A 15,963-nucleotide genomic window follows, 5' to 3' on the forward strand; every position below is an offset into this window, starting at 1 on the left:
CTGCCCGACCCCCACCCCTAACCCCTCCCCACAAGGGGGAGGGGAATAGAGTTTACCCTCCCCCTTGTGGGGAGGATCGGCCCGAAGGGACGGGGTGGGGGTCGGGTGGTCTCTCCCTTAGACAAAACATCATGACAACATCCCTCACCCGCCTGCTCTCGCCCGCGTCCATCGCCTTCATCGGCGGTCATGAATGCGACGTCGCCATCAAACGCACGCTTGCCTTGGGCTTCACCGGCAAGATCTGGGCTGTCCACCCCAAGCGCGAGCAATTGGGCGGCATTGCCTGCATCCGCTCGGTCGAAGAGATCGACGGCGTGCCGGACGCGGCCTTCGTCGCCGTCAAGCGCGAGCCCACCATCGAGATCGTCCGCCATCTGAGCAAGATCGGCTGCGGTGGCGCCGTCATCTACGCCTCGGGCTTTTCCGAGACGGGCGAGACCGGCAAGGAATTGCAGCGCCAGCTTCTCGAGGCGGCGGACGGCATGCCGCTGATGGGTCCCAATTGCTACGGCTTCGTCAATGCCCTGGCCAATGCCGCTTTGTGGCCGGACGAGCATGGCCTGTCGCATCTCGAGCGTGGTGTCGCCATCATCACCCAGTCCGGCAACATCGCCTGCAACTTCACCATGACGCGCCGCGCGCTCCCCGTGGCCGCCGTCTTCGCCATCGGCAACCAGGCCGATGTCGACATCGCCCGCATGCTCGAGGCGTTGGCCGAGGATGACCGCATCACCGCCGTCGGCCTTCACATCGAAGGGCTCAAGGACATTCCAGCTTTCGCCAGGGCCGCCGAGGTCGCGCGAAAGAACCGCAAGCCCGTGGTCGCGCTCAAGACCGGCCGTTCCGAGCAAGGCGCCAAGGTCGCAATGAGCCACACGTCCTCGCTCGCCGGCGCCGACACGCTGTATGACGCCCTCTTCGAACGCTGCGGCGTCGCCCGCATGACGTCCGTCACAGCCTTCGTCGAGACACTCAAATTCCTGCACAATGGCGGCCCCCTCAAGGACAATCGCCTCGTCTCGATGAGCTGCTCGGGGGGCGAAGCCGCTCTCATCGCCGACATGGCGATGGGCAAGAAGGTGAGCTTCCCTGAATTCGATTCCTGCACCAAGCCGAAAGTGGCGGCGACGCTCAATGAATATGTGTCAATCGACAATCCGCTCGACTATCACACCTTCATCTGGAACCAGGAAGACAAGCTCACCGCCACCTTCTCCGCGGTTCTTGGCGGTGGCTTCGATGTGTCGATGCTGATTCTCGACGTGCCCACCAATCCGGCGATGAAGCCCGATGGCTGGCTCACCACGGCGCGTGCGCTGCGCACCGCGGCACAGGCGACCAAGGCCCGCGCCGCGATGGTGGCGAGCCTTCCCGAATGCCTGCCTCTGCCGCTCGCCGAGGAAATGGCGGCCGCCGGCGTCGCCCCGATGATGGGGCTCGATGATGCGCTGACCGCCTTCGAGGCAGCGGCCTTCATCGGCCGCAACTGGGCGCGCCGCGACAAGGTGCCGACCCTCGTCACGACCACCGAACGAGGCGGCGAGCTGACGACGCTCACCGAATATGACGCCAAGCAGCTTCTGAAGAGCTTTGGCCTCAGCGTGCCGGACGGCATCGTCTGCAAGACCGGCGATGCGGTGAAGGCAGCGGAAAAACTCGGCTTCCCGGTCACGCTCAAGGTCTCATCCGCCGCGATCGCGCATAAGACGGAAGCCGGCGGCGTGGCGCTCAATCTCAAGAACGCAACTGAGGTCGAAGCGGCGGCGCAGCGCATGGCCAGGCTCGCGGATGAAGTCATCGTCGAACGCATGGTGACGGGCGCCGTCGCCGAGCTGATCGTCGGTCTCAAATCCGATCCGCAATTCGGTCTGGCTTTGGTGCTCGGCGCCGGCGGCATTCTCACCGAGCTGCTCAAAGATTCGGCAACGCTCATCCTGCCGGCGTCGCGGCCTGAGATCGAACGCGCACTCAAGTCGTTGAAAGTATGGAAGCTCGTCGAAGGCTTCCGCAACAGATCTGGTGATCAGGAGGGTGTGATCAAGGCGGTCGAGGCAATTGCAGGCTTTGCCGAGGCGCATCGGGGCCTTATAGAGGAGCTCGATGTCAATCCCCTGCTCGTCCTGCCTCCAGGTCAAGGTGCCGTGGCGGTCGATGCCCTCATCGCAATGCGCAAAGGTTAGCTCATGTCGTCACCTCTCATTGTCGAACGCCGCGGCAAGATTCTCGAAGTCACCATCAACCGGCCCAAGGCCAACGCCATCGACGCGCCGACGAGCCGCATCATGGGTGAGACCTTCGCCAAATTCCGCGACGATCCGGAACTGCGCGTGGCGATCCTCACCGGCTCGGGCGAGAAATTCTTCTGCCCCGGCTGGGATCTGAAAGCCGCGGCGGAAGGCGAGGCACCTGATTCCGATTATGGCGTCGGCGGCTTCGGCGGCCTGCAGGAATTGCCCGGCCTCAACAAGCCGGTGATCGCCGCGGTCAACGGCATCGCCTTCGGCGGCGGCTTCGAGATCATGATCTCGGCCGACATCATCATCGCCGCCGACCACGCCACCTTCGCACTTCCGGAAATCAACTCCGGCACACTGGCCGACGCGGCCACCATAAAATTGCCACGCCGCATTCCCTACCATGTGGCGATGGAGCTTCTCTTCACCGGACGGCGCATGGACGCCCACGAAGCCAAGCAATGGGGCATCGTGAACGAAATCGTCACGCAGCCCAATCTGATGATCCGCGCCCGCGAAGTGGCCGCCATGCTGGCCGAGGGCCCGCCGCTGGTCTTCGCCGCCATCAAGGAAACGGTGCGCGAGACCGAGCGCCTCACCGTTCAGGAAGCTTTCGACCTCGTCACCAAGCGCAAGCTCAAGACGGTCGATACGCTCTATGCGAGCGACGACCAGAAGGAAGGCGCCCGCGCCTTCGCCGAGAAGCGCAAGCCGGTGTGGAAAGGTCGCTAGCGCGAAACCATGAGCCGCTCCCGATACCCTCATGCTGAGGTGCGAGCGCAGCGAGCCTCGAAGCATGATCCAGGGACAAGGATCGTGCCGCTGGCCACCCTTCGAGGGCCGCTGCGCGGCCACCTCAGGGTAAGGATTGTAGAGTCCTTTCCATCCATAAATTCATGAGATCAACAGTATGAACCGCCGGACGTTCTTCAAATGGCTGGGCGGTCTCGCTTTGTCGGGCGCGGCGATGACCGGCTACGCCTTCGGCATCGAACCGGGCTTCATGCTGCGCGTGCAGCAATACAAGCTGACGCCGCCCGGCTGGCCCGCCGACTTCAAGCTGCGCATCGCTGTCTTGACGGACATTCATGCCGGCGAGCCTTATATGGGCCTTGGGCGGATCGAGCGCATCGTCGAAACGACCAATGCGCTCAAACCCGATCTTGCGCTCTTGCTGGGTGATTTCTCCACCGGCCATCGGATGATAACCAGGCAAGTTCCGATCAAGGACACTGCCGCGGCCTGCGCCGGCCTCGCGGCGCCACTCGGCCGGCACGCCATTCTCGGTAATCACGACTGGTGGGACGACCGGGCGGCGCAGAAGCGGCAATCCGGTCCCAGCCTCTATGGTGATACGCTGAAAGCCGCCGGCATTCCCGTCTATGAGAATGACGGTGTGCGCCTCGAGCATAATGGCCGGCCCTTCTGGCTTCTGGGCCTCGGCGACCAGCTTGCCTTCGTCCGGGGCCGCGGTCGCTTCACAGGCGTTGACGATCTCGACGGCACGCTCGCCAAGGTCACCGACGACGCGCCCATCATTCTCATGATCCATGAGCCCGACGCCTTCATCAAAGTGCCTAAACGCGTTTCACTCACGCTCGCCGGCCATACCCATGGCGGCCAGGTGCGCCTCTTCGGCTATTCGCCAGTGGTGCCGTCCGGCTATGGTAACCGCTTCGCCTATGGCCATGTCGTCGAGGACGACCGCCATCTGATTGTGTCGGGCGGCCTCGGCTGCAGCATCCTGCCGGTACGTTTCGGCGTGCCGCCCGAGATCGTGCTGATCGAGCTCGGCGGCTAACCTTCATTCCACCTTGAAATAGGCCTGCGCCTGGACGGCATAATGATCGTCCTTCATCAGGCGCAGCTCATATTCGCCGGGCGCCAGGGGTTCGCTCAGCGCATTTTCGTCCAGCGTCACCGTGCCGTTGAAGCGCGCATTGGTGTAGACATAGGTCAGATAGTTGAAGGCATTCGCATCGCCCTGCCCGCGCGCATAAAGCGCGATCCAGTCGAATTTGTAGCCCGGCGCATCGCTGAAGGTAATCTGGATCGGCTCGCCCGGTTTGTAGACTTCCTTGTCGGTTTGCAGATCCGCCTGCGCATCTTTCGTCTGCATGGTGAAGAGCGAACGTGCCATCTCCTTGCCTTGCGCGTCGAGCAGCACGGCGGTGAATTCGCCGCCATCGCTCCAGCCGGGCAATGTCAGCTTGATCGAGGGCCGATCCCAGAAGCCGACATTGGCGACACCGGTCAGCGCATCGGTCGCCGGATCACCGTCGCGCACCATGACGATGGCGCTCCAGTCGGATTTGTCCGGCATGTTGACGCGCAGACGGAAGTCCTCGCCGGCGATCACCGGCCGGGGCTCGACCGTGATCAGGGCCGGCGCATCGACCGGCGTCACGTCGAAGGTCGAGATCACCGCGCGATGGTCGGACGGCCACGGATCGACCACGACGCCGACATCGGGATTGCCTTTCTCGCCGCCGAGCACGCTCGCCACCGGCTTGGCATTGGCCGACCAGATCATGTCGATGCGATCGAGTGTTTCAGTCGGGCGGATATAGGGCTGCGGATAACCGACGGTCCAGGTGAGGCCGGGATTTTTCACCGGATCGGGATTCACCGCGCGATAGGAATCAGTAAGCCCCGCGTCGGCGAAGGCCTTCGAGGCCGGCCATTCGACCGGGAATTTCACCTGGGCACGCGCCTTGGCCGCTTCCGCCGTCCAGTCGAGATGCGACGGCGAGTTGAAGTCGCCGGTGAGAAACACCGGCACGCCCGCTTTGGCGAGCTTGCCGAGCGCGTCGGCGATCGGCTGCGCTTCCGGCACCCGCGTCTCGGTCTCGATCTTCAGCACCTCTTCGAGCGTCTTGCCGTCGCGCACCGCTTCGGGTCCGTACGGATCGCTGGTCAGATGCAGATTGGCGACCGCGACCGCCTTGCCGGGCCTGACCATGACCCAGGCATGCACCGTGTCGGGCCCTACGCCGTTGAGCGAATAGACGAGGCCTGACGATTCGGGCGCGGCACCATTGCCGGAATCGAAGAGCGGATAGCGGCTGATGATGTGGCGGCGCGTATCGACATAGGAATAGCCGGCGAGCTCTGCGATCTTCTCGATATTGCCGTCCGGCTCCTGGATGCCGATGATGTCGGGATCGGCCGCCTTGATCGCCCGGATGACCGCGTCGAAATCCGACTGCTCGCCGCCATACCAGATATTGAAGCTCATGACCTTGAGCGGCACGCTGTCCTGCGCCGACGCCGTGCCCGGCAGCATGAGCCCCAGGCAACACAGAATGATCCTGATCAAGCCCTTCGCCATCCCCATCTCTCCCCTTGGCTATTGATGCTCAGTACACTTCCAGACGTGACCGGCTCATGACGAAGCCGTTCTTGCCGCGCTCACATTTGAGGCCTTTGCTCGACGCCTGACAGGTGAACGGTCCGGCCTTCCATGTCTTGCCATAGGCGAGCACCGGCTCGGCCGAGCAACAGGACGCATCGCCGACCTGCTTGTAAATTTTGCCGCGCCCATTGGGCCCGAGGATGATGCGCGCATATTTGGGCTCGACCCGGTCGCAGGAAAGCTCCGGCCCGCCATCCACCGGCTGATAGACATCGGTGCCGCCTTTGGGCGTGTAGATGCAGCCGATATTGCCGGAGGGCAGCACGAATTCGATCTGCTTCCCGGCGAGGACCGGCGTGGTCAGTCCGGCCAGCAACGCAACGACGCTCAAGAACCGAAAGACCGCCATCCTGAAATCCTTCGCTCTAATTGAATGAACGTTCAGCATACTGCCATGGATGCGCGAATGCCGTCAGCAGGAATCCGGCATGGCGATGTCGGAATTTGTTCTTCAGCCGACATTCATCTTGGGATTGCAAAGCTCATCTGGATGAAACCGATCCTTGTCGCATTCATGGTTGCTGCAGCATTGGATGCCAACGCAGAACCAGTGCAGCCCACACGCCCTTCTCCCAACAAGCCACCTGTCGTTCTGGGGCCGATTGATGACAGAGAACTCTATGGCAATCCGCTTCACTGTGTTTATCATGAACTCCGATCGGCCTCAGTTCACCTCTTACGATGCCGCAGCAGCAAGTCTTGCGAATTGCCGACGACACAAGCTCTCGCTGACCTCGAGGAGGACTTCGACTCGGCAAAAATCGTCAAGCTAGCTCCGTTGCCGAACGGATGCATGGCCGTCACCCTTGTCGGCAAACTCAAGCTTCCGGATGCGCCGCCTTGGGCAGGTGCCGCCTATCCCGGCTGGCGCCCGTTTGCGGACGCCCCATAGCGCCGCCATAGAAGGACGGTGTAGGATTGCGCCCCCGGTTACCCTGACCCGATATCGGTGAACATGAAATCGAATCTTGCCGCTCTTGTCATATTTGCCGTGTGCGCGGTCGCGGGCGGATCGATGCGCGGCCAGGCGGCAGAGACCGAGCCGGAGATCGAAGCCCCCGGCGCATCGCCTCTCGGTGCCCCGATGCAAGGCAAGCCGGCGCGCGGCGCTCTCTTTTGCACCTATGAAGACCAAAGCAACGCCGAGGTCCATGTCCTCCTGTGCCGCTCGGAGATTTCCGAAGGGTGCGCGCTGACCAATCCCGTGCCGCTACGGGTTCTGATGAGCAGATATGACGGCGTGAAGATCCTCGCCATCGGCGCGAGCCCCGAAGGATGCTCGCGCGTGACCTTCACGGGCTCGCTGAAGACGAACTGACCGTCTTCGGCAGGAACAGCAGCACCAGCGCCGCCCCCACCCACAGGCTCGCCGTTGCCGCGAGGCTGGTGGCGAAGAAGCCGTAAGCCGCATAGACGCTGCCATAGACGCCGCCGCCGATGCCCACCGCGACATAGGTGATGAAGGAGAAGAGCCCCATGGCGGTCGAACGCTCGGCCGCCGGCGCCGCACCGATATAGGAGACGAGCACATTCATGCCGACATGCTGCACGAGGCCCCAGACCAGCGGATAGGCTATCGCCGTCCACAGATTGAGCGTGGCGAAAGGCAGCAAAATGTAGTTGATGCCGACGACGAACAAGGCGGCCGCCATCAGCTTCGCCGGGCCTATCCGGTCGATGAAGCCATCGAAGAAGACGGCGAGCCCGAAGCCGATGCCATAGGAGCAGGCGATAAGCCCGCCGAGCCAGGCGCCCGCCTGATGCAGATGGCGCGCGTGATCGCCGAGAAACGTATAGGTCTGATAGAAGCCGATCATGAAGACGAAGGTGGCGACAAGGGCCAGCGGAATGCCTTTCACCGCCAGCGCCCGGCGATAAGGCACCGGCCGCGAAGCGGCCGTCGCCTCCGCCCTCGGTAACAGCCCGATGCCGAAAATCATCACGGCCGAGATCAGGGCGACGGCAATGAAGGTGCCGCGCCAGTCGACGAGGTCCGACAGGATGGCGGCGACCGGCACACCCGCCACCATCGCCACCGACCAGCCGAAGATCACCCGTCCCATGGCGCGTGAGCGCATATGGTCGGGAGTCAGATCGGCGGTGAGCGCGTAGGTGCCCGGGATGATTACGCCGGCGGCAAGGCCGGTGAGGAACTGTCCGGCCACCAGCACGCGCCAGTCGAAGGCGGCCGCGCATAGCGCCAGGCCCGCCGCGATGACGGCGAAAGCAATCTGCATGGCCTGGCGCTTCGGCCACTGGCCGAGCCGGGGCGCCGCCAGCAGCGCCGCCAGCGCCACGCCAACACCATAGGCGCCTGAGGCAATACCGATCTCGACCGGCCCTGCCGCCAGCGCGCGGGCGATGTCGGGAAGCATCGGCGACAGCATCAGCGCCTGAATGCCGACGGCGGCAATGCCGCACATCAGGATCAGCAGATGGTTCTGCGAGGACGGGGCGCTGGTGACGGCGGTCATTTTGTCTAACTCTGATAGAGAGATTACGATTTTTCCCATATCATGTTATGGTTATGATCAGGAATGGCTATTTTATACCATCCAAACCTCGTTAAGGGATAACCCGCAATGGATGCCACCGACCGAAAGCTGTTAGCCATCATGGCCGAGGATGCCTCGATCGCCTATCGCGACCTGGGCGAGAAGCTCGGCCTGTCCGCCCCTTCCGTCTATGAACGGGTGAAGAAGCTCAAGAAGGAAGGCGCCATCCGCCGTACCACCATCGAAATCGACGGCGAGGCCATCGGCTGCCCCCTCCTCGCTTTCGTCCATGTCACCACCGAGGGCTGGGGCAAGACGCCACAAATGCTGGCCATGGGCGAGGATCCGCGGGTCGAGGAGCTCCATTCGGTGGCCGGCGACAGCTGCATGATCCTGAAAGTCCGCTGCGAGGGCACCCAGGCCCTCGAGCAGCTCCTGAAGCGCGTCTATGACATTCCAGGCGTGCGCAGCACCCGCTCCTATATCGCGCTCAACACCTTCCTGGAGCGCGGTCCCCGAACGGAGCTTTTCGCTAAAAATTAGGTCAAAGCCAATTATTAACGGGCCCTTTCGCCGACCCCTGAGTTTTCAGGGTTGGTATTGAAACTCTTTACACGCGTCTCCCGTAACTAGGCACTAAGTGCAAGGCGACAGGAGGCGCGGTCCGATCCAGAGGGCGATCGGGCCGCGTTTTATTTCTCCGCCAGCGCCTTCAGCCTGGCGAGGCCCTTTTCATTGTCGGGCCCGAAAGTGCGATCGTAGAGCAGCCCCATCCAGCGCTCGAGCGGATTGCGCAAAAGCGTCTTGAAACCCCAGGTGACCCGCGTCTCGTCGGCGATGGCCGAGAAATCCAGATAGGCCACCGCATCGCCCATGCCGCCGAAATCGAGCGTCGTGGCGAAGCGTTTGTTGGGCTGGTAGTCGACGACCGTCTGCGAACCGGAGCCGAGCTGCGGATTGTCGGAGGTCCAGGACATCTTCTGCCCGATGCCGATCTCCGGCCCTTCGAACGTATAATGCAGCCCGGGATCGACCTCCGCCCAGGGTGAGAGCTCCCTGAACCGCTTGAGATCGGCGGCGATGGCGAAGACTTTGTCCGGCGGCGCCGCGATGGTGATCCGGCGTTCGACCACCGCCTCGCCCGGCAGCACATAGGCGCCGCCCATGAATACGACGAGAAGCGCGATCAGCGCATAGACGACGCCCAGCACGACTTTCTTCATGGCTTCCTTCTGGAGCCCTTCCCGTTTTGATCGAATCGTTTCGATTCGATCAAAACGGAAAAAGGGCTCGAATACATATAATCTGGAGCGCTTCCTTATCGCCAAAGTCGAGCAACTTTGGCGGGAAGCGCTCTGGTCCTGACTGACGGGCGCTTCTATAGCTTAGGCCATGCGCCCTGCCCAACTCTTCTGCATCAGGCCCTTGGAGCCGCGCGATCTTGACGCGGCGGCCGCAGCCGCCAATGCCGCATGCCGCCAGGCCTATGCGTTTTTTGGTTATGACCAACCCGTCTCGGCGAGCCGCGAGCGCATCCGCGAGGCCCAGGCGCACGGGGAAAGATGTTTCGTGCCCGAGGTCGCCGGCGTGGTCGTCGGCATCCTGACGCTGAAGCCCGCTTTTATCGACCGGCTGTTCATCTCGCCCTGCTGGCAAGGTCACGGCATGGGCTCCGCCTGTCTCGATTTCACCAAGTCGCTCTACCCGTCCGGCCTCGAGCTCCACTGTGCTCAGCAGAACTACCCTGCCCGTCGCCTCTATGAGCGTCACGGCTTCATTGCCGTGGCCGAGTACATCTACGAGCCGATCGGCATCGGCGACGTCGTCTATCGCTGGCCGGGGAGCTGATACGGCGTCGGGCTGAGAAACCTGCACATCTGTCTTTGGCAGAAATTCAGATAGGCCCGCACGATGCTGGAAGGATTGCGATGCGAGGGATAGACCAGATTGATCTGCTGCTCCGGCAAGGGATGCCCGGCGAGCACTGGGCAGAGATGACCGCTACGCAAGCCTTGCGTCGCAAGGAAGGGCGGCAGTTCGGTCACCGCCTCCCCGGCCAGCGCCCGGCTGCGCAGATGCTCGTAATTGTTCGTGGTCAGCATCGCCTTCGGCTCGAAGACAATGTCGCCCAGACGCCACATGGGCGGTGCACTCGCATCCCGCGACCATCCGGCGCAAGGATAGCGATGGAGGTCCTCCGGAACGACGGGCTCGCCGAGGCGTCGCAACAATCTGGGGCTGGCGACCAGCACATGGCGGTAGGCCAGCAATAGCCGCGCGACCATCGCCTCATGCATGATGGCGCCGACGCGCAGCGCGACATCAATGCCGTCCTGGACGAGATCGACGCGCCGCTCCGTTTCATAGACGCTGACCTGAATACCCGGATATTCGCGTTGAAAGGCGCTCAGCAGTTCCCACCACGGCTCAAATACCGGCGGCAAAGACAATCTGAGGCGTCCCCTCAGGCAGTCCTGATCGCTCCTCACCGTCTGCTCGGCTTCGAGAAGCGCGTCGATACCGCGGAGCGCATGTTCGTAGAGGCGCATGCCCGCATCGGTCAGCTTTATTCCGCGTGCGGAGCGTTCCAGAAGCTGAACCTTGAGATCCTGCTCGAGCTCGCGCATCCGCCGGCTGAGTGTCGGCAGCGGCGTGTTCAGGCGCGATGCGGCCGCTGACAGGCTGCCGGCCTGCACGACATTCACAAACATCTGCACGGCATTCAGATCCATCTTTGGTGCACTTCCACAAACGATAGGCTGACTGTCATATTTGCTACTACCGCAGCGTGCAAGCCCGCTTACAGTGTTGCTCATCGGCGAGGCACACGCTTCGTCCGCATGGGAGTGCTTAACGATGAACTGAGTTGGTTGGCAGGATCCGGAGGCAAACATGAACGCTCAAATCACGGCGGAGATCCGTGGCTACGATATCGGCCCGATCAACGCCAAGGCCGGTTTTACGTCCGATATCACCCTGGCGGCGGATATAACGCCACAAAACCTCATAGACATGGTGGAGCGCGAGCGCCCCAATATGGATATCCGTCCGGGCATGCGGCACAAATACACGCCGCTGCGTTTCGATCCCGCCACCGGGTATCTCTACAATGGCGGGCGCTATCTCTTCGACACCTGGGAGAATGTTCTCGACTACAACCACTACACGAATGAGGTGCTCGAGCCCGAGCCCGGTGTCAAATTCTGGACGCGTCCCTCTTTCGTCCATGTCGACAAGCATTACTGGCGGGTTACCGGCGCCCATGATTTCAAGCCGCTCGCCACCGCGCACCACATCAACCGTTTCGAGCGCCATGCTTACACCAACCAGGATGCGGCGGACCTGCTCACGCGTGCCTGGCCGGCGATCCGGGACGATGCCCAGAAGCAGGGGCTGTCGAGCGTCTGGCTGATGTATCAGCCGGAGGAAAGGCAGATCGGCATCGTCGCAGTCGCCGCCAGGAGCGCCGACAAGGACCCGGCGACCGCCCTCGCGAAAGGTTTGGCCGTGCTGGAGGCAGCCCCTCCTGTCGGTCGCCTGCTGCCCGGCGAGCTCGGTCTGACGAAACTCTTCGACCGGACCAGCCTCATCGGCTCCTCATGGCTGCCTTGGTCCCGGGCACTCGGCGGGGCGCACTCGTCCTTCCCCGTCTCTCCACCGCATCCATTGCCGCAGCTCTGATCGCGGTGGCATGAGGAACCTGACCCCACAGGCGTCAGGTCGAACAACCGGCCGTTTTCTGCACAAGAGCCGGGGGCGTGGGGGAGCGTGACGAGCGCTCCCCCTTTTTTCTTCGAAGCAAATGACGGGGAACATCATGATCAAGCTGATCTACGCCCTCAGGCGGCGCAATGACTTCTCGCTCCAAGCGTTCCATGAGCGCTGGCTCGTCCACGGCCGGCTGGTGACCGAGGTCGCGGCGGCGATACGTGCAAGCGACTATTTCCAGAGCCATACGATCGATGCACCGGTGAACGTCCAGCTCGCGGCAATGCGCGGGATAACGGCGCCGCCTTTCGACGGGGTCGCTGAGATATGGTGGACGTCGCTTGACGAGCTCATGATAGGCGCCGCGAGCCGCGAAGGCCAGGCCGCCTATGCCCGCCTCCTCGAGGACGAAAGGCAGTTCATCGACCTCGCCAACTCGTCCATCTTCCTGACCGAGGAGCACACCATCTTCGGCAATCGAGGCCGCCGCTGACTTCCCCTTGCCTCAATGCCCATAGACCTGGCGCGGCAGCCAGAGGCCGATCTCCGGGAAAACATAGAGCAGCACCATGGCGATGAGCACGATGAAGATGAACGGCATCACGCCTTTGAAGATGTCGTTGATGTTCACATGCTTCGGCGCCACGCCCTTCAGATAGAACGGCGCCATGGCGACCGGTGGCGACAGGAACGACGTCTGGATGTTGAGCGCGATCAGGAGCCCGAAGAACAACGGATCGATGCCGAAATGCTCGAGCAGCGGCAGGAAGATCGGCACGAAGATGACGATGATCTCGGTCCATTCGAGCGGCCAGCCCAGGATGAAGATGATGATCTGGCTGACGATCAGGAAGGTGACCGGCGACAGATCGAGCCCGACCACGAAATCCTTGATCACCGCATCGCCGCCAAGCGCTGCGAAGACGGCCGAGAACATGAAGGAGCCGACGAACAGCCAGCCGACCATCGCCGAGGTGCGGGCGGTCAGATAGACCGACTCGCGCAGCTTCTCATAGCTGAGCGAGCGATAGGCCGCCGCCAGGATGAGCGCGCCGAGCGCGCCGATCGCCGCGGCTTCCGAGGGCGTCGCGAGCCCGAACATGATGGCGCCCAGCACCGAGAAGATCAGGAGAGCCAGCGGCAGGAACGACGTGGCGAGCTGATAAAGAACTGTCGCATAAGGCACGTCGCGTTCGGCCTTGGGCATTGGCGGCGCCAGTGACGGGTTGATCAGCACCCGGATCATCACATAGGCCATATAGAGCCCGGCCAGCATGAGCCCGGGGAAAAACGCGCCGGCATAGAGCTGCACCGGCGACACGCCGGCCGTCGCTCCGTAGAGGATGAGCATGATCGAGGGCGGAATGAGAATCCCGAGACAGCCGCCGGCGCAGACGACGCCGGCCGACAGCTTCACGTCATAACCGTGCCGCAGCATCGCCGGGAATGCCAGAAGTCCCATCAGCGTCACCACCGCGCCGACAATGCCGGTGGCGGTGGCGAAGAGCGCGCAGGTGGCGAGCGTCGCGATGGCGAGCGACCCCGGCAAGGCGCCGGAGGCGAGCTGGATCGACCGGAACAGGCGGTCGAGGATGTTGGCGCGCTCGACGATATACCCCATGAAGACGAAGAGCGGCACGGAGATCAGCACGTCGTTGGTCATCACCGACCAGGTGCGCTGGACGAGCAGCGCCGCCACCGTGTCGATATTGCCGTCATAGGCGAGGAAGGCAAAGCCTACGCCCATCGCCATCAGCGTGAAGGCGATCGGGAAGCCCAGCATGATCAGGAAGATGAAGAGGACGAGCATGAGCACGCCCAGTTGCGGGTCGGTCATGGACGGCCTCCGGTCGGATTGGCGGCTTCGGCATGCTGGGCGAGGATGACATTCTCCAGCTCTTCGACGTCATGCAGCCTTTGCGGCCACTCGCCGCGCCTGAGGCAGAAGATGCAGCGCGCCACTTCGACGATGCCCTGGAGCAGCAGCAGCACGCCGGTCGCCGGGATCAGTGTCTTGTATTGATAGACCGGCAGGCCGTCGGGGCTGTAGGCCGAATGCTCATGCGTCATCCAGGATTGCGCCGCGAAGCCGTAGCCCGCGAAGATGAAAGCGATGATTCCGGGAAAGAAGAACAGGAAGTAAAGCACCAGGTCCATCAGAGCCTGGCGGCGCGGCGACCAGGTGCGGTAGAGAAAATCGCCGCGCACATGCGCGTTGCGCGACAGCGCATAGGCGCCCGCCATGATGAACAGCGCGCCATAAAGGATGTAGCTCGCATCATAGGCCCAGGTGGTCGGCGACCTCAGCACATAACGCGAGAAGACCTCATAGCTCACGGCGACAGTCAGAATGACGATCGACCAGGCGAAGAGCTTGCCGACGAATGTCGAGACCTGATCCACCGGAATGAGGACGCGTTGCAGCCGCGGCCCCCAGCCCTCGTCGACCGAGCGCTTGGCGAGGTTCATCGCGAAGCTCGCCAGGATGGCGATGGCGCCCAACCAGAAGAGCCACGGCGAATAGGCCCAAGTCCCGCGCTCGGCATGCGCCGCGGCAAGCGGCGCACAGCGCTCGAACGGGCCGAAGAGACAGAGGAAGACCTGGTTGGGCCGGAGACCCTTGCCCGCCACCAGGCCGCCGACCTGCCCATAGGCATAAAGCGACCAGAAGATCGCCAGGATGATGAGCGCCACCCCTCCGCCAAAGAGGAAAAGTGGCAGGCGCTGATTTTTCATGGCGCCGTCACGCGGTCCGACAACAGCACACAACTCCCCTTCCAATTAGGCCGTCGCCTGCCCCGCGCAGACGACGCATCATGCGGCTGAAGCTCAGGCCTTGAAGAAGTGATCGAAGGCGGTCTTCTGGTCGACCTCCATGTCGAACTGGAGTGCCACGACCCGCTTGGCCCAGGCTTTCTGCGACTCCACCACCTTGGCGAAGAACGGTTCCTGCGACTGCGCCGCGATCACCTTGTCCCAGGCGGCGAGCTGCGCCTGCAGCACGGCATCGGGTGTCCGGTGCACCTTGACGCCGCTTTCGGCCTTCATCGCCTCGAGATCCTTGGAGTAGCGGTCCATCGCTTTCCAGGACATGTCGGCCGAGGCCGATTCAGTGGCATATTTGAGGATCGCCTGGAGATCGGGCGCCAGCGCGTCGTATTTCGCCTTGTTGAACATGATCTCGAAGCACTCCGCCGACTGGTGATAGGACTGCAGCATGTAGTCCTTGCTGACATCGGGGAAGCCCAGCACGCGGTCGGAGGACGGATTGTTGAACTCCGCCGCCTCGAGCAGGCCACGATCCATCGCCGGCACGATCTCGCCGCCGCCCAGGATTGTCACCGCGGCGCCCATTTCCTTGAACAGATCGGCCGAGAGACCGACGGTGCGATATTTGAGGCCGGCCAGATCTTCCGGCTTCTCGACCGGTTTCTTGAACCAGCCAAGCGGCTGGGTCGGCATCGGTCCGGTGAGGAAGCCCACGAGATTGAGGCCGAGCACCTGCTGCACGAGCTCTTCATAGAGCGCCTGCCCGCCGCCATATTTCATCCAGCCGACCATCTGATTGGCGCGCCAGCCCCAGGCCGGGGGCGTGCCGAACAGCGAATAGGCTTTGTGCTTGCCGTACCAATAGGCGCAGACGCCATGCCCGCCATCGAGCGTGCCGGCGATCACCGCATCCTGCAATTCGAAGGCTTTGGCGACGGCGCCCGCCGCCAGAAGCTCGAGCTTCAGGCGGCCGCCCGACATCTCGTTCACGCGATTCACATAGTCCTGCGCATATTCGTGGAAGATATCCTTGGACGGCCAGGTGCTCTGGAATTTGAACACCACCGCCTCCTGGGCCCGGACGACATTGGGCACGGAGAGCGCGGCGGCGCCGGCGACGGATGCGGCACCGGTCGCCAGGAAGTGACGGCGTGACTTGGACGGACGGTCTTTGGCCATTGGGGTTCCTCCTCATGCGCCTTGTTGTTGCTTGGGCGCTTCACGGCGGAGTGTGCAGGAGAAACACAGGTGAGGCAACTTGCCGCGCCATTCAACTAACGTCGAATAGCCGCTTCTCGTGGCGCCGCAACTTCTCTCCTTAAGTGACTGATTTGGAAAA

At 62.8% G+C, this 15,963-nt stretch carries 17 protein-coding genes; 9 read left to right on the top strand and 8 right to left on the bottom strand.

Going from position 1 to position 15,963, the window contains the following annotated elements; translation table 11 throughout:
• The first annotated feature begins 131 nt into the window (after positions 1 to 131).
• The 3 genes from JHL16_RS02300 to JHL16_RS02310 all read left to right on the top strand — a co-directional run bounded on the left by JHL16_RS02300 (position 132) and on the right by JHL16_RS02310 (position 4,038).
• Entirely contained in the window at positions 132 to 2,183 is a 2,052-nt protein-coding gene (locus tag JHL16_RS02300; protein WP_210345934.1) for an acetate--CoA ligase family protein, read from the top strand.
• 3 nt (positions 2,184 to 2,186) lie between these two features.
• On the top strand, positions 2,187 to 2,969 hold the full coding sequence (locus tag JHL16_RS02305; RefSeq protein ID WP_200183289.1) for a carnitinyl-CoA dehydratase: 783 nt from the start codon (positions 2,187 to 2,189) through the stop codon (positions 2,967 to 2,969).
• A 178-nt stretch (positions 2,970 to 3,147) separates the two neighbouring features.
• Complete coding sequence (locus JHL16_RS02310; RefSeq protein WP_200183290.1) at positions 3,148 to 4,038, top strand: metallophosphoesterase; 891 nt, start codon at positions 3,148 to 3,150, stop codon at positions 4,036 to 4,038.
• Between the two features lie 3 nt (positions 4,039 to 4,041).
• Here JHL16_RS02310 and JHL16_RS02315 read toward each other — a convergent pair whose 3' ends face one another.
• The gene (locus tag JHL16_RS02315; protein ID WP_200183291.1) at positions 4,042 to 5,568 is read right to left on the bottom strand and encodes an endonuclease/exonuclease/phosphatase family protein; all 1,527 of its coding nucleotides are present in this window, start codon (positions 5,566 to 5,568) and stop codon (positions 4,042 to 4,044) included.
• A gap of 28 nt (positions 5,569 to 5,596) precedes the next feature.
• On the bottom strand, positions 5,597 to 6,001 hold the full coding sequence (locus tag JHL16_RS02320) for a hypothetical protein (protein WP_200183292.1): 405 nt from the start codon (positions 5,999 to 6,001) through the stop codon (positions 5,597 to 5,599).
• Between the two features lie 45 nt (positions 6,002 to 6,046).
• Here JHL16_RS02320 and JHL16_RS02325 point away from each other — a divergent pair, with 45 nt between their 5' ends.
• Entirely contained in the window at positions 6,047 to 6,544 is a 498-nt protein-coding gene (locus JHL16_RS02325) for a hypothetical protein (protein ID WP_200183293.1), read from the top strand.
• A 63-nt stretch (positions 6,545 to 6,607) separates the two neighbouring features.
• Complete coding sequence (locus tag JHL16_RS02330; RefSeq protein ID WP_200183294.1) at positions 6,608 to 6,970, top strand: hypothetical protein; 363 nt, start codon at positions 6,608 to 6,610, stop codon at positions 6,968 to 6,970.
• Here the strand turns inward: JHL16_RS02330 and JHL16_RS02335 are convergent.
• Entirely contained in the window at positions 6,945 to 8,126 is a 1,182-nt protein-coding gene (locus JHL16_RS02335; protein ID WP_200183295.1) for an MFS transporter, read from the bottom strand. The genes JHL16_RS02330 and JHL16_RS02335 overlap by 26 nt on opposite strands.
• A gap of 108 nt (positions 8,127 to 8,234) precedes the next feature.
• Here JHL16_RS02335 and JHL16_RS02340 point away from each other — a divergent pair, with 108 nt between their 5' ends.
• Entirely contained in the window at positions 8,235 to 8,690 is a 456-nt protein-coding gene (locus JHL16_RS02340) for an Lrp/AsnC family transcriptional regulator (RefSeq protein ID WP_200183296.1), read from the top strand.
• Positions 8,691 to 8,839: 149 nt separating this feature from the next.
• On the opposite strand, the gene JHL16_RS02345 is transcribed toward JHL16_RS02340, so the two are convergent.
• Complete coding sequence (locus JHL16_RS02345) at positions 8,840 to 9,370, bottom strand: SRPBCC family protein (RefSeq protein ID WP_200183297.1); 531 nt, start codon at positions 9,368 to 9,370, stop codon at positions 8,840 to 8,842.
• A 169-nt stretch (positions 9,371 to 9,539) separates the two neighbouring features.
• Between JHL16_RS02345 and JHL16_RS02350 the strand changes: the two genes are divergently transcribed.
• On the top strand, positions 9,540 to 9,995 hold the full coding sequence (locus tag JHL16_RS02350; protein WP_200183298.1) for a GNAT family N-acetyltransferase: 456 nt from the start codon (positions 9,540 to 9,542) through the stop codon (positions 9,993 to 9,995).
• On the opposite strand, the gene JHL16_RS02355 is transcribed toward JHL16_RS02350, so the two are convergent.
• Positions 9,974 to 10,879 (bottom strand): LysR family transcriptional regulator, encoded by a 906-nt coding sequence (locus tag JHL16_RS02355; protein WP_200183299.1) that lies wholly within the window; start codon positions 10,877 to 10,879, stop codon positions 9,974 to 9,976. The genes JHL16_RS02350 and JHL16_RS02355 overlap by 22 nt on opposite strands.
• A gap of 160 nt (positions 10,880 to 11,039) precedes the next feature.
• Between JHL16_RS02355 and JHL16_RS02360 the strand changes: the two genes are divergently transcribed.
• Entirely contained in the window at positions 11,040 to 11,828 is a 789-nt protein-coding gene (locus JHL16_RS02360; protein WP_200183300.1) for a hypothetical protein, read from the top strand.
• 136 nt (positions 11,829 to 11,964) lie between these two features.
• Positions 11,965 to 12,348 carry an EthD domain-containing protein gene (locus JHL16_RS02365; protein ID WP_200183301.1) on the top strand — a complete coding sequence of 128 codons (384 nt, stop codon included), beginning with the start codon at positions 11,965 to 11,967 and terminating at the stop codon, positions 12,346 to 12,348.
• 12 nt (positions 12,349 to 12,360) lie between these two features.
• On the opposite strand, the gene JHL16_RS02370 is transcribed toward JHL16_RS02365, so the two are convergent.
• From JHL16_RS02370 to JHL16_RS02380, 3 genes are all read right to left on the bottom strand, one after another.
• Entirely contained in the window at positions 12,361 to 13,692 is a 1,332-nt protein-coding gene (locus tag JHL16_RS02370) for a TRAP transporter large permease (RefSeq protein WP_200183302.1), read from the bottom strand.
• Entirely contained in the window at positions 13,689 to 14,591 is a 903-nt protein-coding gene (locus tag JHL16_RS02375) for a TRAP transporter small permease subunit (protein WP_246770740.1), read from the bottom strand. The genes JHL16_RS02370 and JHL16_RS02375 overlap by 4 nt, the downstream gene beginning before the upstream one ends.
• A 93-nt stretch (positions 14,592 to 14,684) precedes the next feature.
• Positions 14,685 to 15,803, bottom strand: coding sequence for a TRAP transporter substrate-binding protein (locus JHL16_RS02380; protein WP_200183303.1), 1,119 nt, complete (start codon positions 15,801 to 15,803; stop codon positions 14,685 to 14,687).
• Between the last annotated feature and the right edge of the window lie 160 nt (positions 15,804 to 15,963).

It is taken from the genome of Taklimakanibacter albus (genome assembly GCF_016595235.1).
Classification (GTDB): domain Bacteria; phylum Pseudomonadota; class Alphaproteobacteria; order Rhizobiales; family Aestuariivirgaceae; genus Taklimakanibacter; species Taklimakanibacter albus.